The organism is Neomicrococcus aestuarii (assembly GCF_014201135.1).
In the GTDB taxonomy this organism is placed as follows: Bacteria; Actinomycetota; Actinomycetes; order Actinomycetales; family Micrococcaceae; genus Neomicrococcus; species Neomicrococcus aestuarii.
Genome location: NZ_JACHDR010000001.1, coordinates 2,592,198 through 2,617,273, shown reverse-complemented (window position 1 = coordinate 2,617,273; position 25,076 = coordinate 2,592,198). Strand labels below are relative to the sequence as shown.

Genomic DNA, 25,076 nt, shown 5'->3' with positions numbered 1-25,076 from the left:
TTTCTGTAGCAGAAATCCCTATCTCAGAAGATCCTGCACTGCTTGAACAAAAGCGTTGCCGCGATGCGCATAGGACTGGAATTGATCCATGGACGCGGCCGCTGGCGCCATCAACACGGTGTCCCCGTCTTGAGCCACACTCGCGGCTGCGGCAACGGCTTGTCTCATGACGTCTTCGCCACTCGACGAACGTTGCTCTACCGAGCCTTGCTCAGTCGCTTCACTTCCAGTTTCCTGCACTCCGGGACCTATCACCGGGACGTCTGGCGCGTGTCTTGCCAATGACTCAGCAAGCTTTGAGGAATCCGCTCCGATGAGGACGACGGCCCGCAATCGCTCGCGGTGCTTCAGCACTAGCTCGTCGTACTCCACACCCTTGGGCAGGCCACCGGCAACCCACACGATGGACTTGAAGGCGGATAGCGAGGCGCTGGCGGCGTGGGGGTTCGTGGCTTTGGAATCGTTGATCCAGGTCACGCCGTCTTTGGAGGCGATGACTTGGATGCGGTGATCGCCGGGCTCAAAATCGCTCAGGCCCTGCTTCACAGCTGCGGCGGAAACTCCGTAGGCGCGGCAGAGTGCGGCTGCCGCGAGAGCGTTGGCGGCGGTGTGCTGTGGCACGATTTCACCGAGATCACTCAGTGAGGCCAGTTCGGCGGCGGACGAGCGTCGTTCTTCAATGAAAGCACGGTCTACAAGGAGGCCTTCGACCACACCGAGCATGCTCAGTCCGGGAATGCCGGTGGTGAAACCGATTGCTCGGCAACCATCCACCACGTCGGCTTCTTCCACCATTTTCTCGGTTTCGCGCTGCTCCACGTTGTAGATCACGGCGGCACGGGTGCGTTCGTAGATCTTCGCTTTCGCGGCGAAGTACTCTTCGATGCTTCCGTGCCAGTCCACGTGGTCTTCAGCCAAATTCAGGACGGCGGAAGCTAGCGGTGACATGGTGTGCGTGTAGTGCAGCTGGAAGCTGGAGAGCTCGATCGCGAAGACGTCGTACCCTTGCGGATCACGGATTGCGTCGAGGATGGGAGTGCCTACGTTGCCCACGGCGATGGCTCGTTTGCCGGCGGCGCGAAGGATGGAGGCGGTCATTTCTACCGTGGTGGTTTTACCGTTGGTTCCGGTCAGCACTAGCCACTCAGCGGGGGTGCGGCCAGCTCGCTCACGGACTCGCCAAGCCACTTCGATGTCCCCCCAAATGGGGATTCCTGCCTCCGTTGCGGCGGCAAGTACGGGATGGCGGGGGTTCCAGCCTGGGGAGGTGACGACGACGTCTGGTTGCGCTCCGTCGATCAGCGGCAAGGAGTCGAGGTGTTCCGATCCCAACAGAACGTCGTGGGCACCCACAATTTTTAGGGTGTCGGCGCGCTGGGCTACGAGCTCGCTCGTTGAGCCATCTACCACCACCACAGTGGCGCCGAGCTCAATGAGCGTATCGGCGACGGAAAAACCGGTGACTCCGAGTCCCGTTACCAGGACGCGGACGCCCCTCCAATTGGCATCCCACGAAGTCAATTCATCAAGGTTGGTCACAGTCCAACAAGCCATTCTGCGTAGAAGATTCCAAGGGCAACGGCGACGCACAGTCCGGCAATGATCCAGAAGCGGACCACCACAGTGACCTCTAGCCATCCCTTGAGTTCAAAGTGGTGCTGCAAAGGTGCCATCAAGAACACGCGCTTACCGCCGCTCATCTTGAAGTAGAGCACCTGAATAATGACGGATGCGGAGATGATCACGAACAATCCGGCCAGGATCACGAACAGAACTTCCGTGCGGGACAGGATGGCGAACGCAGCGAACGCGCCACCGAGGGCCAGAGAACCGGTGTCCCCCATGAAGATCTTCGCGGGCGAGGTGTTCCACCACAAGAAGCCAACAAGGGCGCCACACAGGATGGCAGCAAGGAGTGCAAGGTCCATGGGGTCACGGACTTCGTAGCAGACGTTGCCAATGGAGCGCACGGAACCGCACGCTTGGTTGGTCTGCCAGATGCCCATCAGAACGTAGGCGGAAGACACCAAAATGGAAGCGCCCGTTGCCAAGCCGTCCAAACCGTCGGTGAGGTTCACACCATTGGTGCTGGCGGTAACAATCAGGTTGGCCCACAGGACAAAGAGGATAGCCCCGACGATCGGCCCGAAAACCGCGAGATCAAGCCACGGAATATCGCGAATGAAGGAGATATTCATGGACGCCGGAGTCAGGCCGGTCTCGTCCGGGAACTGAAGTGCCATGATGGCGAAGGAGATACCAACCACCGCTTGCAAAACGATCTTTTGCCATGCGGTCAATCCCAAGGATTGCTTCTTGGAGATCTTCTTGAAGTCGTCCAAGAAGCCCACAAGTCCCATGCCGGTCATCAAGAAGAGCAACAGCAGACCAGAAGCCGAAGGGCCAGAGATCTTTTCTTGGAACATCCCGGTGATCAGGTGGGTGGCGAAGTAGGACACCAGCACTGCCAGCACAATGACGAGTCCGCCCATGGTGGGGGTACCGCGCTTGACGTGGTGCGAAGTAGGTCCGTCATCGCGAACGAACTGACCGTAGGAACGGCGCACCAACAGCTTGATGAACAGCGGGGTGCCAAGGAAAGAAATCAGCAAGGCGATGCCGGCGCCAAGGATCATAGAAATCATGGTCGAGCATCCTCCGAATTATTCTGCTGCGGGGAGAGAGCGGCGATGCGGTCCCCCAGATACCGGAGGCCGGCACCGTTAGAAGACTTGAACAACACAATATCGCCTGGAGCCAGCTTCTCAGAGAGCAGCGCTTCAGCTTCGTTCACATCATTGACGAAGCAGGCCTCGTCACCCCAAGAACCTTCCAGGACTGCTGAGTTGAACGCAGCTTTTGCGCCCAGACCCACCACTACGAGCTTTTTAATGTTCATGCGCACCGCGATGCGGCCCAGCATGTCATGTTCCAAAATGCTGTCTTCGCCCAGCTCGAGCATTTCGCCGAGCACCGCCCACGTGCGCCGAGCGTTGCCGTTTTCGTCGGGAACACCGAGCTCAGCAAGCGTGCGGAGTGCGGCTCGCATGGATTCGGGGTTGGCGTTGTAGGCGTCGTTGATGATGGTGACACCGTCGGCACGTTCCGTGCGCTCCATGCGCCAACGGGAGGAAGCACCTAGACCGTTGAGGGTCTGTGAAATGACGCTTGGCTCCAGTCCCAAAGCAAAAGCAGCGGTTGCAGCAGCCAGAATGTTGCCCACGTTATGTCGGCCAATCAGGCCAGACACAATCGAGTGTGAAGAACCATCCGGGAATACCAGATCAAAGGTCGGGTGACCGTTTGCGTCAACGTTGAGATCTTCTGCGGTCACCGAATTTTCCGGAGCTGACGCCGCATCCCCCACACCGAAAGTCATGATGCTGGCAACGGTGTGCCCAGCCATTTCCATGACTCGCTGATCGTCGCGGTTGAGAATTGCCGTACCCACAGCGGGAAGCGATTCAACAAGCTCCCGCTTGGCGATGGCGATGTTCTCCACGCCGCCGAACTCTCCAGCGTGCGCTGAGCCCACGAAAAGTTCAATACCGATTTCGGGGTGGACCAGATCCGTCAAGTATTTGATGTGGCCGATACCCGTGGCACCCATTTCCACTACCAAATACTTGGTCTCCTCCGTGGCGCGGAAAACCGTCAGCGGAACGCCGACCTCGCCGTTGAACGAACCCACAGGAGCCACAGTTGGACCGGCGGTAGAAAGAAGAGCGGCTAGCAAATCCTTGGTCGTCGTCTTGCCAGCGGAACCGGTAATACCCACCACACGTGTGCCGCGCTCGCGCAGGGAAGCCACAACGAAAGCCGCGATCTTACCCATGGCGAGCACCGCGTCCTCAACAATGACTGCGGGATCCACCGCGGCGTCGTCGTCCTGGGTTTCACGTTCGGCCAGCACCAGAACGGCACCGTTGGAGCGCGCCTTCCCAATGAAGTGGTGACCGTCCGTGGTCTCCCCCGGCTTCGCAACGAACATCCAGCCTGGCTGGCACTCGCGGGAATCCGTGTCGACGCCGAGGACCACCGAGTTGGGGTCCGCCGTGGCGGTGAGGTATCCACCTGTGATGTCCGCAATCTGTGCGGCGTTTAGTTCAATCATGACCCTCTGGACTTTACTCTGCCGCGTTGTTTTCTGTGGACTGTGGCGCGTGATCCTGGACAGCAGTGTGAGCTATCCCAAATCCGCTCCGCGCACTCAAGGCGTCTCGCAGTTCTTGACGATCATCGAGCGGGAGATTAACTCCCTTGACCTCTTGCCAGATTTCGTGACCGCGGCCCGCCACCAAGATGGTGTCCTCGGATTTGGCCAGGCGAACTGCTTCCTCGATGGCTTCGGCGCGTGGGAAAACCTCGCGAACCAGCGGTGCCTTGGCCCCCATCGCGGCGGCTTCGTCAAGGACGCCAGCCATGACTGCGGTGCGGATGGTTTGTTCGTCTTCGTCGTGCGGATCGTCGTCCGTCACGATCACCACGTCGGCACCGCGCGCAGCGATTGCTCCCATGATGGGTCGCTTAGCTTGGTCGCGTTCGCCGGTAGCACCGAAGACCACAATCACGCGGCCTGACGTTCCGGGTCGAACAGCTTCAAGCGCACGGACCATGGCGTCCGGGTTGTGCGCAAAGTCGACGATAGATGCGGGCTCATGGCCCACCACTTCCATGCGTCCGGGGACGTTAGCGCTGAGAGGATCGTGCTCATCGAGTGCTTTTTGCAGGACCTCAAGCGGCACCAGATCCGCCGCAACCATCATGGTGAGCGCCAGCGCGGCGTTCGCCACGTTGAAGTCGCCCGGTAGTCCGGTATGCGCGCGAAGCGTCCGGCCATCGCGGTGCGTGAGGCTGAAGTTATGACCAAGACCGGAACGTTCTACGTTCGCCACAGTCCAGTCCGCGGCTTCCGTGGGCGTTCCCGTGGGGGTTGCGAACGTGATCACGGGCAGTCCGGAGTCACGAGCGGCTTGCGCTATGCGCGCACCCCACTCACTATCAATAAGGACGACGCCGCAGCTTGCGAACTCAGGCGTGAACAGTTTCGCTTTGGCCGCGAAATACTCCTCCATGGTGCCGTGAAGATCGAGGTGATCCTGAGTCAGGTTGGAGAATCCGGCAACCTTGAAGTTCAAGCCTTCAATGCGACGGAATTCGATCGCGTGGCTCGAAACCTCCATGGCTGCCGCCGTCACACCGGACTCGCGCATGCGAGCCAGAATCCCGTGAAGTTGTGAGGCTTCGGGCGTGGTCAGCACGCTAGGGATGACTTCCTCATCCGCCACGATTTCAATAGTGCCAATCAACCCGGTCTTATGGCCGAGAGCGCGAAGTAGCGCGCGCAAGAAGTAGGTGGTGGTGGTTTTGCCGTTCGTGCCGGTCACGCCAAACATCGATGGCGCCTCCGGCGTCGTACCGTAAATGAATTGCGCCGCAATTCCGGTAGCCTTCCGCGGATCTTCGGTGACAATAATCGGTGTGTCCGCTGGTAGTGAGCCTTCGCTCTGGAGGCGAGCTGCGGCGTCGTCGTCCGTCAAAATTCCTACGGCACCAGCGGCCAAAGCCTGCGCCGCGAATTCACTACCGTGCCGTTTGGCACCTGGCAGAGCCGCGTAGAGGTCCCCCGGCTGAACCGCTCGCGAGTTCAAACAGACACCCTGAACGGTGACCTGGTGTGCTCGCTCAACGTCACCCGACTCCAACAGCGTGGCACCGATAGCCCGCACTACCGCGTCGAGAGAGACGTGTGGTGCTGTGCGCGGTCGAAGCTCACGCTCTGTGTCGGCCGGTGAATTTTCTACCATGGGTACTTTTGCTGCTCTCCAATGAAGACCTTGTAAGGGTCAGGCTCTGTAGTATCTGGTGCCACGTTGTAGTGATTCAGAGTGGCACTCATGATGGTTTTGAAAGTATCCCCCACGGACCAGTCGCGCCAGTAGCCCTGCGGACGGTACATCGTCACCAGGACCATGTACTGAGGATCTTCGATAGGCACCATGCCGCCGAAGGAGCTCGTGTAGCCATCGTAGGTGCCGTTCTCGCCAGCGGCCTGACCGGTACCGGATTTTCCGCCCACGCGGTAACCATCGATCTGCATCTGCGTGCTGGTTCCGTTCGTCACCACGGTCTCCATCATGCGGCGCATTTCCGCAGACGTCTCATCCGAGTAGACGCGCTCTTGTTCCGGATCAGCAACGGCATGTTCCGTACCGTCCGCATCAACGTAAGCCTCAATGAGCTGTGGCTCAATGCGCACGCCGCTGTTGCCGATGGTCTGGAAGACGGAAGCCGTGTGAAGCGGCGTCAACGAATAGCCCTGGCCAAACATGGTGGTGTACTGCTGACGGCGATCCCACGCTGCGGGAGGCAGGAAGATGCCCTTGTTCACGCCCGGCAAACCGATGTCTAGGGTTTCGCCGATGCCCAGCTTCTTCATGTACTCATAGCGAGTCTCGGCCGGAACCTTGTCACCCACCATGACCGTGCCGGTGTTGTATGAACGCGCGAAGATGCCCGCCAACGTCATGTCATACGTGGCGTGCGGGAGGGAGTCGTTGATGGTCTCGTTGTTGACCGTGTACTTGTTGGGAACGCTGAACGCGTCCTCGGGGTTAGCCACGCCGGTTTCGAGCGCGGTAGCGAACGTGGCAACCTTGCCCGTCGAACCCGGCTCCACCGCCTGCGTAACGGAAGCGGAAGAACGATACTCAGCATCCGTGGCGGCTGGATCCTGCGGATCAACCGACTGGGAGTCCGCAATAGCGCGAATCTTGCCGGTCTTGACCTCAATAACAATAGCCGAAACCCACTCGGCACTGAACTGCTCTTGCTTAGCCATGACGGCTTCCTGAGCGGCCCACTGAATGTCCTGATCAATGGTGAGCTTGACGCTCTGACCGTCTTGGGCAGGAGTCTCTTCATTGGTGGCCATCGGAATACGGATACCGTCCGCGCCGACCTCGTAGGAACGCTCACCCGGAGTACCGGTCAGGACCTCATTCTGGGACTGTTCAATACCGGCGATGCCGTTGCCATCCGTGTCCGTGAAGCCCACCAAAGGCCCCGCCACGGAACCGCTGGGATAGTGACGCTCGCTCTCCGCGGTGGACCCCAGACCAGGCAATCCCACGTTGATCACGGCGTTCTTGATATCCGCGCTCACGCCTTCCACCAAGAGCGAGTAGCCCTTCTTGGTAGCGCCGTCCTCACCCACAATGATCTTCTTGACTTCAGCAGCGTCCTTGTTCAAGATCTGCGCGATCTCGCTCACGGCCTGCTCTTTAGTGACGGTTTCCGTCTGGTTGGTCTCTTTGTTGGTTCGATGGAAACTATCCGGAACGTGGCGCTGATCCGCTGCCAGATCGAAGCGCACAATCGAGGATGCCAACGTGCGACCCTGCGTGTCCAAGATGGACCCGCGGACCGGCTCAATAGTTTGAGTACGAAGACGATTGTTGACGGCCGCTTGCGCGAAGCCCTCGGGGTCAATGCCCTGAACTAGAAAAAGCCTGCCGGTGAGCAGCGTCAGCATCACCAGAGCAATGCCAATACCCATGCGCAAACGCCGGGTTCCGGTTGCGGTCCACTGAGCAGCCGCCTTCTTGCGAGCCGCGCTGGTGGGTTGGCGGGACATGGGGTGCTCCTTGCAGTGAAAATCAGTGAATGGGAACCACTCCAAGGGCGAGTGACGGCGCGGTTACCACATATGTTCGACTTTACGGTTCCGTCACGGTTGGGGCCGGAATTGACCCGCCGTTAAGGGACTGTTTGTCAAAGTCTGGTCGGCTCGCTTTCGCGTCCGATGCGGAATCTGCCGTAGCCGAATCCGCCGTGGCTTCCTCAGCGGTGGCGGTGTTCGTCAAGGAATCAGCCGTTGCCGCGTCCGCGGTTCCTGCTTCAGCGCTTCCAGCTTCAGCCTGCGAAGGAACCGGCATTTCGGCGGTTGCCTCGTCAGTGGCCGTTTCCTTCTCCGGAGCGGCCGCATCAGCGGGAGCAGCTTCGGCCGGATCAATGGTGCCAACCTCGGCCGTCACCGGGTTCTCCGGCACCGAGACCAGCTGGCCGACCTTCGTTTCAGACTCCGCAGCGGTGGTGGTGCCGAAAACCTTGCCCTGAGACAAGTCGATCGTCGCCGTCGTACCGGGAGCAACCATGCCCAACTTAGCCGCGGCAGCCGCCAAATTCTGTGGCGCCTGCAAGTATTCAGCCTGCTGACGCAAAGCCTCGTTCTGCTGGGTCAAGATGGTTTCTTGGCCGCGCAACTTCACGAGGTCGTACTGACCGTTGGACACCGTGATGTTCAAAACCAACACAGCGCCCAAAGCGGCAGCCAAAATCAGACCCAAGATGACCGCAAGTCGGCCGCGCTTCTGGGGTGCCACCGCGGGAACAATAGACAGCGGAATACGACGACGCTCGCTGACGGAACGCTGTTCTCTTTGCTTCTCGCGCTGTGGGGCGAGAAATTCTTGGACCAATGCTGGTGCACTCATGACGAGCTCCTGGGAAGGGTGCGCTCAGTGGCGCGGAGTCGGGCAGATGCTGCGCGAGGGTTTTCAGAGATTTCTTGTTCCGTAGGCTGTTCCGTGCCACGCGTGATGGTCTTGAAACGAGCCTTATGTTCTTCGAGTTCCACCGGGAATCCGGCAGGAGCCGAAGATTTTGCCGCGGAGGCAAAAAACTTCTTGGTGATCTTGTCTTCGAGCGAGTGGTAGCTCATGACTACTACTCGGCCTCCAACGTTCAGAACGTCCATAGAAGCCGGGATGGCTTCCTCGAGAACGTCCAATTCTTCGTTAACGGCAATGCGTAGCGCCTGGAAGGTTCGCTTTGCCGGGTGGCCTGCCGTCCGAGCCGCTGCTGCGGGAACGACCTTGCGAATGGATGCCACCAATTCGCCCGTGGTTTCGAAAGGCTTCTCTGCACGATCCTTGACGATCGAGCGTGCGATGCGGCCCGCGAACTTTTCCTCGCCGTAAACCCGGAGGATGCGAACGAGTTCTTCTTCGCTGAGAGTGTTGACGAGATCGGCGGCTGTTTCGCCCTCAGTGCGGTCCATGCGCATGTCCAACGGCGCGTCATAGGAGTACGCGAATCCGCGCTCGCGCTCGTCGAGCTGGAGGCTGGAAACACCGAGATCAAAGAGCACGCCGTCAACGCCAGGCAATGAGAGCTCGTGGACAATATCGTCCACTTCCGAGTACACAGCGTGAACTAAGTGGGTGCGGTCAGCGAAGCGAGCGAGCCGCTCGCCGGCAAGGGAGAGAGCCATGGTGTCACGGTCGATGCCAATGAGCAGGGCGTCCGGGTAACGCTGAAGCATCGCTTCGGAGTGGCCGCCCATGCCCAAAGTGCAATCAACAAGGACAGGCTGACGACCGGCAGCACGGGCGCTCTCTACTGAATCGGCAAACAGCGAAACGCAACGCTCAAGGAGAACCGGAAAGTGTCGCTCTGCCGTGTCTTTGCTGGAAAGCGAGGCAGCGTCGTCGTGCGCGCCAAGAGAGGCGGCAGAAACTGAAGGGTCAGCGGAGGAGCCAACTGCGGCGTCGTTGTGCACGGCGTCGTCGTGAGTCAAGGCGTACCCCGTTCCCTGATGTGGTGTCCGCTACGTACTAAGTAGTGCTGCTGTGTCTTGCTGAATTACGTGAATATTTGAGAAAGAGGCTTTCGATGCAACTGGGTCCCCCTCCGCAGTGCGTTCGTCCTGGCCTCGGGGAAGTGAGGTCAGGCACTAGCAGAGCGGCTGGAGACCCAGCTGCACCGATCGGCCCCTGAAGATCGGTGTTGTTCAACATCGATCTAGAAAATGCCCGGGAGCACGTCCTCATCGGTTTCGGAGAAAGCATTCTCCTGATCCTCCAAGTACTTGTCCCACGCGGCCGTATCCCAGATCTCCACGCGAGTGCCCGCCCCAATTACGGTCACATCGCGGTCCAGTCCTGCGTAAGTACGCAGCGCTGGCGGAATAGTGATTCGGCCTTGCTTGTCCGGAACTTCATCAGAAGCGCCGGAAAGAAAAACGCGGATGTAGTCGCGGGCCTGACGTGAAGACAAAGGCGCGCTGCGCATTTGCTCATGCACTCGCTCAAACTCGCCTGCGCTGAACACGTAGATGCACCGTTCTTGCCCTCGTGTTAGCACCAGACCAGCTTCAAGCTCGTCCCGATACTTAGCCGGAAGGATGAGTCGCCCTTTCTCATCAAGGCGCGGCGTATACGTCCCTAAGAACATGTGCACCGCCTCTTCATGGGATTGGGATTATCGCTTCTCGGCCCCTCGTTCCTCCTACATCCTCCACTTTACTCCACAACACTCCCCTGTCAACGCAAAACGGGCTCCGCAACACCGTTTTTAAGCTGGCAAATTCCTGAACACGCTTGAAATCGCGCGGATGGAGGCGATGTGGGAGGAAGTGGAGGGAAAATGGCGCACTTTGGGGTCCGTTTCCGCCAAAGGGGCGCATTGGGATGCCTTGTGGCGGAAAATCGGCCGAACTCTGGGGTTCTTTCGCGCGCGTGGAGGAAAGTGGGGGGACTTTGGGATGCTGCCGACGCTCATCGATGCAACATTCGCTTCGATCCCCGCCACACGCCGACACACGCCCTCCATGCGAGGCCATTTCTCTGCAACCCGCCACCAATGTGAGGCCAGTTCTCTACAACCCCTGGCATGTGAGAACGATTTGAGACTAGAACTAGCTGAAAACTTGTAGAAGTTTGACCACGCATCAGGGTGTGCGTGCGCACGCGTGGCCTCAGATGGTTTCAACCAGGACTATGAGGCCAGCTTGAAGAGGGGGACCCGTTAAAAAGAATGAACCGAGCACGAGGCTCGGTTCATATGTACAGTCGGCGGATCTCGAGGATCCACTGACGAGTCATGCATTTGCGCTAGATGTCGCGCCCGCGCTCTTCCCACTTCTTCTCAAGATTCTGCATGAAGGACCCTTGACGGTTTCCCTTGGCTTTAGAGGTGGCCGGCTTCGATGAGCCCGCTGCAGACTTAGTGCCGCGTGAGAGCGCGAAGTACATGGATCCGCACATCAGCAAGAAGCCCAGAACGCCAACGATGATGAGTTGCTGATTGATGCCCAGCAAAAGCACGACGATTCCCACGACCGCGCCGATAGCGCCGATCACTAGGCTCCGTGGCGAAAATCCACCTGGAGAGGTTGCTGATTCGAACGAGGACGTGAACTCGTGGTCGGCGTTGAGCTGCTTCTCAAGCTGTTCGAGCAATTTTTGCTCATGTTCTGACAGCGGCATTGCCATCCCCCGTTCTTCTATCTGGGACTTCATCAATTTTCTTGGCCACTATTTCGATGTCAGTCTCACACCCCATCCAGAAATGTGGCGGGAACTGTTAAGAGATCTAACGTCTTCCATAGGCTTTTTGTTCCCAAGTAGTTCCCGTTTCTTCCCCGTTACGGAAACTACTTGGACTTCTACTGTAGTCACTTGGGAGGCTCGGGCGGTAGTCTCGGCGACTGTGCCTTCGCTGGGGATTTCAGGAGTGTTGCCGGCAGGGGGCTGACGCCTGGGAATTTCTCCGCAATTGCGTCCGCAACGGTGTCCAGAGCGGGCCAATTACTGTCTGCTCGTTCAAAGGTGAACTGACGCTCCCCGCTGTCCTCTTGAAGGTGATCACACCGAACGCCGATGAGCCTGACGGCGCGCAGTCGCGGACGCTCATTCTTTAAAAGCTGGGTAGCCGCTTGGGCCACCACTGTTGCCGCGTTGCTCGGCGATCCAAGGGTGACACTGCGGGTGATCGTGGAGAAGTCTTCAAACTTGATTTTCAGGGTCACTCCTCGCGCAACGGCGGAGGAACTCCGGAGTCGGCGCGCCACCTTGTGGGACAGCTTGAGTATCTCAACTTCAAGGGAATCGAAGTCCCAGACGTCACTCGCGAACGTTTCTTCTGCCCCGATGCTCTTTTCTTCACGCTCGGTTTGAATGCCACGTTGGTCGATCCCCCACGCGAGGTCATGCAAGTGCGCACCAGATGAACCCAGCAACTTGGAAAGAGTGGCGCGAGGCGTGTGCGCGAGATCCGCGACGGTCTTGATTCCCACTCGCTCCAAGGTTTCTGCGGTTTTCGGTCCCACTCCCCACAGGGCGCGAATTGGCTTGGGATGCAGGAATGCCACCACGTCGCGCGGTGGTACTTCCAAAAGTCCCTGCGGCTTTGAACTGGTGGACGCCATCTTGGCGACGAACTTGTTCGGCCCAATTCCCACCGAGCAGGGCAAACTCAACCGTTCCCAAATCAGCTCGCGAACATGCTGCCCAATCTCGCGCGGCCGCCCTAAACGCCGCAGGGAACCCGTGACATCCAAAAATGCCTCGTCAACGCTGACCTGTTCCACGAGCGGGGTGATTTCACGAAGTGCGTCCATCACGCGATGCGAAGCCTCGTAGTAAAGAGTGTGCTTTGGTTCAACCACCAGCGCATGAGGAGCAAGTTGCTTGGCTCGCGAAATCGGCATAGCCGAACGAACCCCCAAGGCTCGACAGTCATAGGATGCCGAGAGCACCACGGAGCGGTCGGAATCGTGCGCCACAATGACTGGTCGGTTCGCCAGCGATGGATCGTGCAGAATCTCCACCGACACAAAGAACGCGTCCATATCCACGTGCAAGATCACCGCAGAGGGCCGCTGGCGCCCACCGCTGGTTTTCGGTTGCTCGATAGACATGCAAACAGTCTATCCGCCCACCACCTCAAAATCGAACATACATTCTAGAATTTTCCAAGTTGCTCAGCCTTCTTAGCGCCGAAACGACTAGAGTGTATGGGTGTCCGATTCATCCCCCAGCGCCACGTACATCGCTGCCCTCAACGAGCAATTAGCCGACTTCCTGAGTGAGCAGCGCACCATTGTCACCGCAATATCCCCCCACGCCACGGAGTTGATGGATTCCATTTCCGAATTGGCTACTGGCGGCAAGCGCTTGCGTGCGTCCTTGGCTTACTGGGGATTCAAGGGTGCTGGCGGCCAGGACGACGACGCCGCGATCGTTGCGCTGGGAGGTTCCATTGAGCTATTCCAAACGGCAGCGCTGATTCACGATGACATTATTGACGCTTCAGACACCAGGCGGGGAAATCCCAGTATTCACCGTCGTTTCGAGGCGATTCATCGACGCGAGAAGTGGCATAAGAACGCAGAACGATTCGGTGAGTCTGCAGCAATTCTGGCGGGAGATCTGTGCCTTTCCTTGAGTGAACAACTTTTCGGCACTATTGGAAACGTTCCCCGCCAAACTCGAATCATTTTTGATGAGATGCGCTTGCAAGTGATGGCTGGCCAGTACCTTGATGTACTCGAAGAGAACGCCGGTCCCGTGTGGGATCCGGCTGGCGCCCTTGACCGAGCTCGATCAATCCTGAGGTACAAATCCGCTAAATACTCGGCCGAGAATCCTGTTCTCTTGGGCGCATCTTTAGCGGGGGCAAACCAACACCTACTTGAAGGTTATTCGCGGTTTGCGCTGCCCTTAGGAGAGGCGTTTCAGCTTCGGGATGACGTACTGGGAGTCTTCGGAGATCCGGCAACCACGGGCAAGCCCAGCGGCGATGATTTGCGAGAAGGAAAGCGTACGGAGCTTATTGCCCACGGACTCCAGCTGTCCTCCGAATCGGAACGCACCTTCATTCAGTCCCGCCTAGGTGCGGCGGATCTGAGCGATGCAGAAGTGGCGCAGATGAGCCAACTACTTGTTGATTGCGGAGCCTTGGCAGCAACTGAACGCTCTATCGAGCAGCTCTCCACACAGTCCTTCGAGGCACTTGCTGAGCTTGATATCCCCGAGGAATCCCGTCAAGCCCTCCGCATCATCGGTGAAGCGGCCGTTAACCGCTCAAACTAAGGAACGCGGGGTGCGAGCCAAGTGAAATCACCTGACCCACACCCCGCGAATCTTTAGCCCCGATTAACGGATAGTTACCACGCCATCGCTTGCGCGCGTCGTCGTATTTCCGTCTTTCGACCCTGACGAAGCGCCTCGATAGGCGTGCCCGGTAGGGACTCGTCCGGGGTAAAGAGCCAACGGATAATTTCATCGTCTTGGAACCCGGAATCCAACAGCACCGAAATGGTGCCAGGAAGCGAATCCACTACTTCCCCGTCCTGGATGAAGGCGGCGGGGACGGCTCGAATGTTGTTTTCACCCACTCGAGCTTCAACAATTTGGTGGTCGCTGAGAAGTCCATGAACCTTCCGTAGTTGAAGGTTCAGAAGCTCTGCAACGTCGGGAAGAGCAAGCCATTCTCCGACGATTTTTTCTAGTTCTTGCACGCATCTAGGGTGCCACAGGATTATCCGACACGCGATATCAACGTATTCGCAAGCTTAAAAGGGGTTTTATGCTAGTGAATTTTCGGGTACATTTTTTACTAGCTATAGATGAGATTCACCTCATCCTTAGCTGAAATACTCGCACGCGGTCCCAACAATTCAACCGTTCACTCTGAATTGCCGCGACAAATTTGAGGAATATATGTCTGCCGTACCATCTGAAAAGATCACGGCGCGCCAGCCCCTGCGCGTCGCCATCGCCTCCGGAACGACTGTCTCCGCTCTGCTTCTGGCCTCTGCGGGCGCCACAGGCGCAATGGCTGATGACGTCATTACCGTCAAGCGCGGAGATACGGTTTCACACATCGCCGCCGCTAACAAGGTCTCTGTTTCCTCTGTTCTTTCCCTGAATGGGCTGAAGGGAAGCAGCTACATTTACCCGGGTCAGAAGCTTGTTGTCCGAAAGACCGGCACCAGCTCCACAAAGACTCCTACCAAGACCAGCACGCCAGCGAAGTCCACCACCACCTCGTCTTCACGTTCTTACGTCGTGGAGCGCGGGGACACGCTTTCACAGATCGCACGTCACCTGGGCGTCAGCCTTCAGGCCTTGCTCTCGGCGAATAACTTGAAGGTTACTTCGACCATTTACCCGGGTCAGCGACTCGTTACTGCGGGTGGTTCCACGAGCACCTCAACGGGCTCCACCGTGACCAAGCCAGCTACCAGCACGTCGTCTTTTTCGTCCCGCGTGTACATCGTGCAGCGCGGCGATACGCTCTCTCAGATTGCGGGCAAGCTCGGCGTCACCCTTCAGAAGTTGCTCACTGCTAACAATTTAAAGGCCACGTCCGTGATCTACCCGGGTCAGCGCATTGTCGCTGCGGGCGGCTCCACAACCACCACCACGAAGCCTGCTACCAGCACGACCAAGCCGGCTACCAGCACCGCATCCTCGAAGGTCTACACGGTGGTTCGTGGCGATTCGCTCGATTCGATCGCTCGCCGCATGAACAGCCAAGTTGATGCCATCATGAACGCCAACAAGCTTTCCTCGACGTTCTTGAGCGTGGGACAGCGACTGGTCATTCCTACGATTTCCTCAACGGGATCTACGCTCGTGGGCGGTTCCTTCTTGGGATACACCTATTCCAGCTCCACCGTGAACTCCGCGAACACCAACAAGCAGATCCTGTTGTCTCGTGGTGTTCCGTCCAAGGCTGAGATGAAGGCCATGATCATCCGCACGGCTCGCGCAATGGGTGTTGAGCCTCAGCTGGCTCTGGGCCACGCTATGCAGGAGTCCAGCTTCAACCACGCATCGGTCTCCCCCGCAAACGCCATTGGCGTGATGCAGGTGATTCCTTCGTCTGGCGCTTGGGCGTCTGATCTGGTGGGTCGCAAGCTGGATCTGTTGAACCCACAAGACAACGTGACTGCCGGTATCGCGATCATCCGTTCCCTCCAGCGCACCATGCCAACGATGCAGCAGGGCATTGGTGCTTACTACCAGGGCGCGGGCTCCGTTCGTAAGAACGGTCTGTACTCGGATACGCGCTCTTACGTCAGCAAGGTGCTAGCGTACCGCGCGCAGTTCTTCTAAACCGAAGACCTTTTCAACCGCATTGTTGCTCACGTGTTGAGCAGTGGGGATCAGCGTTCGCGCTGATCCCCTGCGACTTTAACCGACCGCTCCCACCTGGAACTTCAGGGTAACGGTGGTTCCGTTAGGCTTTCGCTCTTCCCAGGTGATGTCGCCGCGAAGGTCGTTGGAGACCAGGGTTTGCACAATCTGGAGGCCGAGGCCCGCGGTGGGTTGTTCGCCGCCGAGCCCGGCGCCGTTGTCGCTGACTTTGACGGTGACAAATTGCATGCCATCTTCGATGCTGCGTTGCGCGTCAAGCCACACGGTGCCGCCTTCCGTGGCGAGACCGTGCTCTACCGCGTTGGAGACCAGTTCAATAATGACGAGCGACAGCGGCGTCGCAAGTTCGCTTGAGAGGGATCCGAAGGTACCGGAACGCTCGGTGGTGATCTTGCGATCAGGTGTGGCGACCTCTGCCGCGAGCCTGAACTGACGGTCGATGAGCTCATCAAAGACCACATTCTGGGTGAGTCCTTGGGAGAGGGTCTCGTGAACCAGTGCGATTGCGGAGACGCGTCGCATCGCTTCTTGAAGCCCCTGCTTGCCCTCTTCAGAGTTCATACGGCGAGATTGGAGGCGCAACAGTGCCGCTACCGTTTGCAGGTTGTTCTTGACGCGGTGGTGGATTTCGCGGATGGTTGCGTCTTTGGACATCAGTTCTAGATCACGACGACGCAGCTCGCTGACATCTCGAACCAAGACTAGGGCTCCATAGCGTCGGTCGTGATCCCGAAGAGGGATAGCTCGCAAGGAGAGATTCACGCCCCCGGATTCGACTTCCGTGCGCCACGGCATCTTTCCAGTCACCACGAGCGGGAGCGATTCGTCTACCAGCCTGCGATCCTTCATGGCCGAGGCTGTAACTTCGGCGAGGGATCGGCCCTCAATTTGGTCGGCTCCGCCGAGACGGCGATAGGCGGAGACGGCGTTGGGGCTCGCATACTCCACCACGCCCTCAGCATTTAGCCGGACAAGTCCGTCACCCACGCGGGGTGCGCCGCGTCGTGCTCCCGTAGGGGTCGCAAAATCAGGCCAGAGCCCTCGCGAAATCATACGAAGCAAATCCTGGGCACACTGGCGGTACACCAGTTCCAGACGAGACGGCATTCGCGAACTGCCCAAGTCCATGTGCATGGTGATTACCGCGATGGCGCGCCCATTACGCGTTACAGGGATGGCCTCGACGCGCATCGCAGAATCGGTAGTCCAGTGATCTTCGCTGGCCCGCTGAACATCTTTCGCGTTGAAAGCCTGATCCACGAGACCGCGAAGCTCGCGCCGGATGCGCTCCCCCACGAAGTCCGTGTAGAACACGGTGGCCGTCGTGGAGGGGCGCACATGCGCGATAGCAACATAGCTTTGATCCTCCACTGGATACCAGAGGACCAGATCGGCGAACGCCAAATCCGCAACCATCTGCCAGTCCCCCACCAGAAGATGGATCCACTCCTGATCTTCGGAGTTAGAGGACTCGTAGTCGCTGATACTTGCGAATATGGCCATTCGCGTCATTCCTTACTTTCGAGCGATAGAACGCAAAACCCGCAAAGCCACGGACAAGGACGCCATGTCGTCGTGGTCAAGGGCGTTGACTTCCTCAAACACCTGCTTTGCTCGACCCAATTGTTCCTCATGATCGCTCAGCCACTCGTTTATTGCGACTTCTGCGTCCACCGGTGCGTCTTCACCTTCCAGCGAGGAGCGCGTCATATCGATGACGGTGGAGTACAGATCATCACGCATGGCAGCTCGGGCCAGGGCCTGCCAGCGGTCTTCTCGCGGCAACGTAGTGATGCGATCCAGCATGGAGTCCACATCAAAGGTTGCGTAGAAGCGGAAGTAGACCTCCGCCACCAAGCGCGCCGGTTTGCCAGACTGGTGAGCAAGCCGTGCGATCTCCAAGAGCGGGAACTCTTCGAAGAGCTGGCCGTAGCGAACAGCAACCTCTTCAGGGGCGCCCCACTCGCGAGCGGTGTCTGCGAAGGCGTTGACTCGTGCCACATCTTGCTCGAGGAGAAGCTCGGGAAGGATAGCGCGTAATTCCGTCACCTTGTCGCGGAACAGTTCCACGTCAGAGGCAATGTCCGTGCCGCTGCCCACGTTGTTGATGAACCAACGCACCGAGCGGTCTAGGAGTCGACGGATGGTCAAGTGGAGCTGCCACCAACCCTCTAGAGGGAAGCCCGCCGGGAGGGAGTTGATGGCGTCCAGGAGTCCGCGCAGGTCAAAGATGTCCATGATGGCGAGGTGGCTTCTGGCCACAACTGCCGCCGGAACACCCGTTTCTTCAAGCGCGCGGAACGCAAAGGTAATTCCACCAGTGTTTATGATCTCGTTGGAGACCACGGTGGAGATGATTTCTTTGCGCAGCGGATGCGTTTGAACCTGATCCCCAAACCGTTCCCCGATGGCGTCGGGGAAGTATCGCGTGAGCGTGTCCTGGAAATACGGGTCATCTGCGAGTGTGGAGTCCGCGAGATCCTTCGTGAGCTGGATCTTCGAGTACGCCAACAAGACGGCAAGCTCCGGAGAGGTGAGAGTCTTACCCTCATCAAGCCGCACTTCGAGCTCCTGATTGCTGGGCAGGAACTCAAGCTTTCGATCGAGATCTGCGTGCGTTTCGAGGTAGTCCAAGAAGCGTTCGAAGCTAGGGCTCCAGATCTTGAGCCGGAACTTGTCGTTGAGCAACGCGACGTTCTGGGCCACGTTGTTCTCGAGAACCATGTCGCCCACGTTGTCCGTCATGGACATCAAGAATTCGGTGCGTTCGCTTTCTGGCAGTTCACCGGCGCGAACCATGCGATCCACCAGGATCTTGATGTTCACTTCGTGGTCAGAGCAGTCAACGCCTGCTGAGTTGTCGATGGCGTCGGTGTTGAGTATGACGCCGTTGAGTGCAGCTTCGATGCGTCCAAGCTGCGTCATACCAAGGTTTCCACCTTCGCCAATGACGCGTGCGCGTACCTCGGCGCCGTCGATGCGGATGGCGTCGTTGGAACGGTCACCCACTTGCGTGTGGGTCTCGGTGGATGCCTTGATGTACGTGCCCACGCCGCCGTTGTACAAAAGATCAACCGGGGCTTTGAGGATCGCACTCAAGAGTTCTGGTGGGGAAAGTTGCTGGACGGAGTCGCCCAGCCCCAGCACCTCACGAACTTCGGCGCTCACCGGTACGGACTTCACGTCGCGGGCGAACACGCCACCGCCGGCGCTGATGAGTTCCCGGTTGTAGTCGTCCCAGCTTGAGCGAGGAAGCGCGAAGAGTCGTTCACGCTCCGCGAAGCTAGCAGCAGCGTCAGGATTCGGATCCAGGAAGATGTGCCGGTGGTCGAAGGCTGCCACGAGCTTCATGGTCTGCGAGCGCAACATGCCGTTACCGAACACGTCTCCGCTCATGTCGCCAATACCTGCCACCGTGAATTCTTCGGTTTGCGTATCTAGGCCAAGTTCAAAGAAGTGACGCTTCACGGATTCCCACGCGCCGCGAGCAGTGATGCCCATGGCCTTGTGGTCATAGCCCACGGAACCGCCTGAGGCGAAGGCATCGCCGAGCCAGTGGCCCACTTCCAAGGAAATGGCGTTGGCAATATCGGAGAAGGACGCGGTGCCCTTGTCTGCGGCCACTACCAAGTAGGTGTCATCGCCGTCTCGACGCACCACGTTTTGTGGAGGCTGCACTCGTTCTTCGCCGTCAACGGTGACCAAGTTGTCAGTGATATCCAGCAAGGAGCGGATAAAGATCCGGTAGGCGTCCTTGCCCGCTTCCATCCAGGCTTGACGATCGACGGCCGGGTTAGGCAGCTTCTTGGCAAAGAATCCGCCCTTGGCTCCGGTAGGAACAATCACTGCGTTCTTGACCAGCTGTGCCTTCACCAGCCCCAAGACTTCAGTGCGGAAATCTTCCGCGCGGTCGGACCAGCGTAGTCCGCCACGTGCAACGTCTCCGAAGCGCAAGTGCGTTCCTTCAACGCTAGGGGCGTAGACCCAGATCTCATGCTTGGGCCGCGGGAATGGTGCTTCTTCAAGTTCGTGTGGAGCAATCTTGAATGACAGGCTCGAGCTTCCTTGGAAGAAGTTGGTGCGTTGGGTCGCTTCAATGACGTCAACGAAGCGTCGCAAGATCCGGTCAGCGTCGAGGGTTGGCACGTGTTGCAAAGCGTCGGCAAGCTTCTCACGGGCAGACTCTACAGCTGGCGTCCGGTCCGCTTCAGAGAGCTCAGGATCAAAGAGTGCGTGGAATAGGGCAATGAGTGACTTGGTGACGTCAGGGTTGGCATCAAACGCTTGGGCGATGAAGCCATAGGTATTCGTGACACCCAGCTGACGCAAGTACTTGGCGTATGCGCGGAGTATGGAAACGTCTCGCCACTCGATGTGATGAGCCAGGACCAAACGGTTGAGCTGATCCGATTCCGACAGTCCGGTACTGACCGCAACGAATGCGGATTCCAGCAAACCGGTTACCGAGTCAAGGTCAATGGACTCGGGGACGCGAACGCCGAGGTCATACATGTGAAATTCGGTGTTGTCCGACCGCTTGAATTCGTACGGCCGTTCGTCAACAACCTCAATGCCGAAATTCTGGAAGATCGGCAGCAAGTGGGTGAGCGATTGCGGTCGGTCCAAGTAGAGTTTCACGCGCGTGGAGGTCGTTGGATGCTCTTGTGTGGGCTCTGGCCGATACACCGAAAGAATCGGGTCACCGTTGTCCGGCGATTCCAGCTGTTCGAACCGAACAATGTCCGTCAGGGCATCTTCGACTTCGAAGTTGACCTTGTACGCGGTAGGGAAAGCATCCCGCCACAAACGAGACGCCTCAGGGGCATCCGCATCTGGAAGATTCTCGGCCAGAACCTGGCTCACTCCGTCTTGCCACGACCGAACGGCCCGAGCAATCTTGGCTTCCAGCTCACGTTCGTCAATGCGAGAGGACTGGCTGTCGCGCGGCAACCGAATGCGGTAGAAGAGGCGGACAAGCGCAGACTCCGTGAGTCTCGCTTCGAAGTCCATCGATTCGCCGTTGAAGGCCTTTTGGAGTTCGTCTTCCACACGAAGACGCACCGAGGTGGTGTATCGATCTCGGGGGAAGAAGATGACAGCGGAGACAAAGCGTCCGTAGACGTCTTGTCGCAGGATGAGGCTGGTGCGGCGTCGTTCCTGAAGACCCAGAATTCTATGGGAGGTTGATTTGAGTTCCTCGTCGCTCATTTGGAAGAGCTCATCACGCGGATAGGTCTCAAGAATGGTCAAGAGGTCTTTGCCCGAGTGCGAGTTTCGTGCAAACCCGGAGCTCTGGAGCACTCGCTTGACCTTGTCCCGCACCAACGGAATGTTTATGACGGAGCTGATGTACGCGCTCGAGGCGAAGAGGCCGATGAAGCGGCGCTCCCCCACCACACGACCATCTGGACCGAATGACTTGATGCCGATGTAGTCCAAGTACACCGAACGGTGCACGGTGGACCGGGAGTTGGCCTTGGTAATAACCAGCGTTTTCCGCTCGCGAGCTTTCTTCCGGCCCGAGTCGGTCAAGTGTTGAACCTTCTGCTCGGGTACTCGGCGAAGCAGGCCTAGACCTGATTCAGGAAGCGGCCGCAATGCATCGACGCCGTCCTCGTTGATCAGTTGATATTCGCGATATCCCAAGAACGTGAAGTTGTCATCCGCTAGCCACTTCAAGAGATCTGTAGACACTGCTAGATCATCAATTTCGGAGGCGAACGGGTACCACGAGATTTCTTCGGTGATGCTGCGCATGCGATCTCGCATGGCGCTCCAGTCCTCGACGGCCGCGCGTACATCGCCGAGGGACCGTTCAAGGGAGTTCTGGACTTCGCGCTGCTGATCTTCGGAGAGCTGCCCTTCAAGCTCGATCGAGATCCAAGATTCAACGCCGATGGACTCATCTGGTGAAGCGACAAGTCCGGAGAGCACGGGTAAAGCTGCTGTGTCTCCGCTGGAGAGTGGAGTTGCGGTTCGCACGGTATTGATTCCCACGAGTTCGTGGGTGTGATTGTCTCGGCGTACCGCGAAAGTGGGGTGAATGACGCGCTCTATACCGAGCTTCATGGCGGTCAGCGCACCGGTCACGGAGTCCACCAAGAAGGGCATGTCGTCCGTGACGACCTGGACCAGAGTGGAGGCTCCAAGATTCGTGACACCGATTTGTGGAGTTTTTGGCGCTCGCGTGTTCCCGAGAGCTAAGTGGCTCTCTAGTACTCGATGGAGATGCGGGTCGTTGTCCTCCTCCGCAACCTCCGGTACGTGTAGGAAATAAGCGGCTTCAAGTTCCGGGGTGTGGAACTTAGAAAGCGTTGGCTCAACTGATGACGTGCCATGTTCGGACACAGTAATCCTCCGGTAATCGGTTTGCCGCGACGTTGCGGCTCAGCTCACACCAGCCTAGCCTTTTCGGCGCCCAAAGGTGGCCAAACGCCGAGATTGTCGAACAATTTTTGGCCTTTGTGGGAGATCTCGGTCACCCAACAGCTTTACGATGGCTTTTCGGAGGCTGCTCTTAGGCGCGGACTCAATGAGAGCCGTGCCGGACAGCAACGCCGTATCCGCTGCGTGCCCGTCAAAAGGCAAGAATCCGGAGATTGAAATCTTGGGCCCAAACCGTTCCCAGGACTCTGCAATCTGAGTCTCCGGTGTGGGGCCAACGGCAGCGGCACGCACTTTGTTGAAGTACACCTCGAGGTTTGCTTCCGGCGTCCGCGTGAGAATCTCATCCACGGCCTTGACCATCCGAGGAATTCCCACCGCGTCGCTGCGTCCCACCGCTATGACACGGTCGGCTTGTTTGACGAGCTCCGCGGCCACTGCGTTGCGTTGCGGTGCAGTGGTATCAAAACTCAGGTCTTCGTCCGTCTCTAGCGGGGAGGCAACGTCCACCACAATGAGGTCGAGTTCGTGCCGGAGCTCTTTGATGGCTCGCATGAGTGATTGCGGCCGAATTTCGGGCCACCGTGAGGATCGAGGAAGGCCCGTCGCCACCAAAAGGTTGACCCCAGCAAGGCTCACTCGGACCAGCGCCCGCTCCATCAACCGGGACGCTGGAGTTGCCTCGTCGGCCAGACGGCACAGGATTCCCACGCCTGCAGCCTCGTCGAAGAGCCCCAGATGGGAAGCAACCGCCGCACCATAGGTGTCCGCGTCAATCAACGCCACTCGGCGTCCCTGAGCAGCCGCCTCAGCCGCGAAATTCACCGCAACCGTTGTCGTTCCTGGCGCACCCTGTGGACCCCAGACAACTACAACCTCCGCGCGCTCGGAAGCTGCGTCGTCGTACTGTGAATCCTCGGTCTCCCCCGGCCGTTCGGCCAACGGTGTGGAACGATGTGACGGCCGTGCGGACGTGCTGGCGTTATCAGGACGCGATGGAAAACTGGAGCGCGCGCGTGGGCTCGCTGCCATGGTTTGGAGCTCAATGAGGTCCGCCACCGACTGTGGATCGGCGAGTGGGTTCTCAATGGCCACCCCGAGCGACCTCAATCGAGCACTCACGTCTGCATCAGCAACGAGCGCAATCACCGCTGTGCCCGCCGCCAGCAGAGCGTCAATGAGTTCGGCGTCAACGTCCTCCCACGAACCCGTCAACAAGGTCGCGTCGATCAAGCCGGAATCGGCCAAAGACACGGCCTCTGGAAGATCCACGCATTGACGAACCACAGTGACGTCGCTGTGGAGCTGTTCTATTCGCTGCGTCCAGTCGTCTCCGTCGCCCCAGACGGCAAGCGAAACCCTCATGACGTGGCGCTCGAGGTGTCGTGAATGACCGTTAATCGGGATTCATTGGCCAGCGCTTCCAGCAGATCCTGAAGCGATTCCTCCGGGACCATCACTTCGATGGAAGCTTTGGTGCCGCTTGAGAAACTGGCATCCGAAACACGAAGCGCAGAGACTTCGGAGCTATCAAGGAGCAACTCCGGAACATCGAACGTGTTTCCCGTCCCGGCCTTCTTGGCGCTCCAGATATCCACTCGACTGCCCGGCGTCACAGCTTCTGGCAACGTGTGGTCAAGATCGATGGTGACGGGCTTCGCGCCTTCATCTTGAGTGCTCGTTAACGCGTGCACGGGGACTAATTCACCCTCGCGCAAGAGCGACGCCGCCCGAGTCCCGGGCTCGAAAGCATGATCCGAGGACACATAAGCGCCACTCAGATCATCGAGCCGAACTTCTTTGACCGTGAATTTTGAGGCGTCCAGCTCTTCACCCAGGGTGATGTTCGCGGTGGGCACCAACATGGGTTGCGTGCGTTCGAGCGCGGAAATGAGGGCCACGATTCCTGCCACGGATGCCAGCACCAAAAGCAGCCCCAGTATCAGTCGCCCGTCTTTCCACCCCGGCCTCTTGAACCTGCCTACTGTTGGTACCTCTGAGATCTCGGTCAATGAATCCCCCTGACCCTCGCTTCTGGATGTTGTTCAAATCCACCAAGGCGAGCTTAAGGGTTCGGGGCACTTGAGCGACGTTTCGGTAAATCACTGTGGAAAACTAGGTGAAATCCTGACGTAGCCCTGTTCCAGATGTGGCGGTGCCGTTTAGTCTTGAGCGTCTCTGCGCAGACTCACAAGCGATTCCCACGGCATTACGAGGACTCCAGAAACCGCACCATGCCGGGAGAATTCGTCTCGAGGGTGTTCGAGGATTTCCAAGAAGTCTTTGCCAGGGGCTGCGAGAGTTCCGGATACCTCCAGACGGTCTGTGGGTGAACTGCGCAAGCGAGCCACCACGGCAGATCGGTCCCGCGCAATCGCGCGCATGGCGCTTCCAAAGCTAATTCGGCGTCGTGGATTTGCAGGATCCGTTTCCAAGTGCGCTCGAGTTGAGAGCTCGGAAATGGCGCTGACAGAACCGAGCGGCACCACCAGTTCGCTACGCCCTTGCCGCAAGCTGATCCAGTTCTCCCCCACAATTCGAAGCTCCCCGCGCTCTTGATCGCTGTTGATCAGGCGCAGGATCAGCGATTGCCCGATATGCCCTTCGAGCCGGTCCACCAGCCGAATCCGCGATCGCTGAACTCGAATCATGTCCTGAATCTCGGACGCTCGGTTGCGACGTTCTTCGCCGGCAAGTTGCGCTTCTAGGTCAATAAAGAGGGACTCCCACCGCATAAACCAC

18 protein-coding genes are annotated in these 25,076 nt (G+C 58.4%); 2 read left to right on the top strand and 16 right to left on the bottom strand.

Annotated features, from left to right (window positions below; translation table 11 throughout):
• Positions 1-18 precede the first annotated feature (18 nt).
• The 10 genes from murD to dinB all read right to left on the bottom strand — a co-directional run bounded on the left by murD (position 19) and on the right by dinB (position 12,703).
• A complete protein-coding gene (gene murD, locus HD598_RS12015) occupies positions 19-1,554 on the bottom strand; it encodes a UDP-N-acetylmuramoyl-L-alanine--D-glutamate ligase (RefSeq protein WP_183666167.1) in 1,536 nt (511 codons plus the stop codon).
• Positions 1,536-2,645: a phospho-N-acetylmuramoyl-pentapeptide-transferase gene (gene mraY / locus HD598_RS12010; RefSeq protein WP_183666165.1), complete on the bottom strand. Its 1,110-nt coding sequence runs from the start codon at positions 2,643-2,645 to the stop codon at positions 1,536-1,538. Before mraY ends, murD begins: the two co-directional genes overlap by 19 nt.
• Positions 2,642-4,114 carry a UDP-N-acetylmuramoyl-tripeptide--D-alanyl-D-alanine ligase gene (locus tag HD598_RS12005; protein ID WP_183666163.1) on the bottom strand — a complete coding sequence of 491 codons (1,473 nt, stop codon included), beginning with the start codon at positions 4,112-4,114 and terminating at the stop codon, positions 2,642-2,644. Before HD598_RS12005 ends, mraY begins: the two co-directional genes overlap by 4 nt.
• Positions 4,115-4,127: 13 nt before the next feature.
• Complete coding sequence (locus HD598_RS12000; protein WP_183666161.1) at positions 4,128-5,807, bottom strand: UDP-N-acetylmuramoyl-L-alanyl-D-glutamate--2,6-diaminopimelate ligase; 1,680 nt, start codon at positions 5,805-5,807, stop codon at positions 4,128-4,130.
• On the bottom strand, positions 5,801-7,636 hold the full coding sequence (locus HD598_RS11995) for a peptidoglycan D,D-transpeptidase FtsI family protein (RefSeq protein ID WP_183666159.1): 1,836 nt from the start codon (positions 7,634-7,636) through the stop codon (positions 5,801-5,803). The genes HD598_RS12000 and HD598_RS11995 overlap by 7 nt, the downstream gene beginning before the upstream one ends.
• Before the next feature lie 82 nt (positions 7,637-7,718).
• Positions 7,719-8,495 carry a hypothetical protein gene (locus HD598_RS11990; RefSeq protein ID WP_183666157.1) on the bottom strand — a complete coding sequence of 259 codons (777 nt, stop codon included), beginning with the start codon at positions 8,493-8,495 and terminating at the stop codon, positions 7,719-7,721.
• On the bottom strand, positions 8,492-9,580 hold the full coding sequence (gene rsmH / locus HD598_RS11985) for a 16S rRNA (cytosine(1402)-N(4))-methyltransferase RsmH (RefSeq protein WP_221244641.1): 1,089 nt from the start codon (positions 9,578-9,580) through the stop codon (positions 8,492-8,494). The genes HD598_RS11990 and rsmH overlap by 4 nt, the downstream gene beginning before the upstream one ends.
• Before the next feature lie 224 nt (positions 9,581-9,804).
• On the bottom strand, positions 9,805-10,236 hold the full coding sequence (gene mraZ / locus HD598_RS11980; protein WP_071893198.1) for a division/cell wall cluster transcriptional repressor MraZ: 432 nt from the start codon (positions 10,234-10,236) through the stop codon (positions 9,805-9,807).
• Between the two features lie 659 nt (positions 10,237-10,895).
• Positions 10,896-11,270, bottom strand: coding sequence for a DUF3040 domain-containing protein (locus HD598_RS11975; RefSeq protein ID WP_071895074.1), 375 nt, complete (start codon positions 11,268-11,270; stop codon positions 10,896-10,898).
• A 188-nt stretch (positions 11,271-11,458) separates the two neighbouring features.
• The gene (gene dinB, locus HD598_RS11970) at positions 11,459-12,703 is read right to left on the bottom strand and encodes a DNA polymerase IV (RefSeq protein WP_183666155.1); all 1,245 of its coding nucleotides are present in this window, start codon (positions 12,701-12,703) and stop codon (positions 11,459-11,461) included.
• Between the two features lie 100 nt (positions 12,704-12,803).
• On the opposite strand from dinB, the gene HD598_RS11965 reads away from it, so the two are divergent.
• Complete coding sequence (locus HD598_RS11965) at positions 12,804-13,877, top strand: polyprenyl synthetase family protein (protein ID WP_311539031.1); 1,074 nt, start codon at positions 12,804-12,806, stop codon at positions 13,875-13,877.
• 74 nt (positions 13,878-13,951) lie between these two features.
• Here HD598_RS11965 and HD598_RS11960 read toward each other — a convergent pair whose 3' ends face one another.
• On the bottom strand, positions 13,952-14,305 hold the full coding sequence (locus HD598_RS11960; RefSeq protein ID WP_183666153.1) for an Rv2175c family DNA-binding protein: 354 nt from the start codon (positions 14,303-14,305) through the stop codon (positions 13,952-13,954).
• Between the two features lie 202 nt (positions 14,306-14,507).
• On the opposite strand from HD598_RS11960, the gene HD598_RS11955 reads away from it, so the two are divergent.
• Entirely contained in the window at positions 14,508-15,908 is a 1,401-nt protein-coding gene (locus tag HD598_RS11955; protein ID WP_183666151.1) for a LysM peptidoglycan-binding domain-containing protein, read from the top strand.
• Between the two features lie 78 nt (positions 15,909-15,986).
• Here HD598_RS11955 and HD598_RS11950 read toward each other — a convergent pair whose 3' ends face one another.
• From HD598_RS11950 to HD598_RS11930, 5 genes are all read right to left on the bottom strand, one after another.
• The gene (locus tag HD598_RS11950) at positions 15,987-17,453 is read right to left on the bottom strand and encodes a sensor histidine kinase (protein ID WP_183666149.1); all 1,467 of its coding nucleotides are present in this window, start codon (positions 17,451-17,453) and stop codon (positions 15,987-15,989) included.
• Positions 17,454-17,465: 12 nt separating this feature from the next.
• The gene (locus HD598_RS11945; protein ID WP_183666147.1) at positions 17,466-22,298 is read right to left on the bottom strand and encodes an NAD-glutamate dehydrogenase; all 4,833 of its coding nucleotides are present in this window, start codon (positions 22,296-22,298) and stop codon (positions 17,466-17,468) included.
• 54 nt (positions 22,299-22,352) lie between these two features.
• On the bottom strand, positions 22,353-23,699 hold the full coding sequence (locus HD598_RS11940; RefSeq protein WP_183666146.1) for an AAA family ATPase: 1,347 nt from the start codon (positions 23,697-23,699) through the stop codon (positions 22,353-22,355).
• A complete protein-coding gene (locus tag HD598_RS11935) occupies positions 23,696-24,235 on the bottom strand; it encodes a hypothetical protein (protein WP_183666144.1) in 540 nt (179 codons plus the stop codon). Before HD598_RS11935 ends, HD598_RS11940 begins: the two co-directional genes overlap by 4 nt.
• A gap of 261 nt (positions 24,236-24,496) precedes the next feature.
• Positions 24,497-25,069: a hypothetical protein gene (locus tag HD598_RS11930; protein ID WP_183666142.1), complete on the bottom strand. Its 573-nt coding sequence runs from the start codon at positions 25,067-25,069 to the stop codon at positions 24,497-24,499.
• Positions 25,070-25,076 lie beyond the last annotated feature (7 nt).

Coding starts and splice junctions, on each gene's coding strand:
- murD (WP_183666167.1), bottom strand. CDS start 1,554: ATGGCTTGTTGGACTGTGACCAACCTTGATGAATTGACTTCGTGGGAT.
- mraY (WP_183666165.1), bottom strand. CDS start 2,645: ATGATTTCTATGATCCTTGGCGCCGGCATCGCCTTGCTGATTTCTTTC.
- HD598_RS12005 (WP_183666163.1), bottom strand. CDS start 4,114: ATGATTGAACTAAACGCCGCACAGATTGCGGACATCACAGGTGGATAC.
- HD598_RS12000 (WP_183666161.1), bottom strand. CDS start 5,807: ATGGTAGAAAATTCACCGGCCGACACAGAGCGTGAGCTTCGACCGCGC.
- HD598_RS11995 (WP_183666159.1), bottom strand. CDS start 7,636: ATGTCCCGCCAACCCACCAGCGCGGCTCGCAAGAAGGCGGCTGCTCAG.
- HD598_RS11990 (WP_183666157.1), bottom strand. CDS start 8,495: ATGAGTGCACCAGCATTGGTCCAAGAATTTCTCGCCCCACAGCGCGAG.
- mraZ (WP_071893198.1), bottom strand. CDS start 10,236: ATGTTCTTAGGGACGTATACGCCGCGCCTTGATGAGAAAGGGCGACTC.
- HD598_RS11975 (WP_071895074.1), bottom strand. CDS start 11,270: ATGCCGCTGTCAGAACATGAGCAAAAATTGCTCGAACAGCTTGAGAAG.
- dinB (WP_183666155.1), bottom strand. CDS start 12,703: ATGTCTATCGAGCAACCGAAAACCAGCGGTGGGCGCCAGCGGCCCTCT.
- HD598_RS11955 (WP_183666151.1), top strand. CDS start 14,508: ATGTCTGCCGTACCATCTGAAAAGATCACGGCGCGCCAGCCCCTGCGC.
- HD598_RS11950 (WP_183666149.1), bottom strand. CDS start 17,453: ATGGCCATATTCGCAAGTATCAGCGACTACGAGTCCTCTAACTCCGAA.
- HD598_RS11940 (WP_183666146.1), bottom strand. CDS start 23,699: ATGAGGGTTTCGCTTGCCGTCTGGGGCGACGGAGACGACTGGACGCAG.
- HD598_RS11930 (WP_183666142.1), bottom strand. CDS start 25,069: ATGCGGTGGGAGTCCCTCTTTATTGACCTAGAAGCGCAACTTGCCGGC.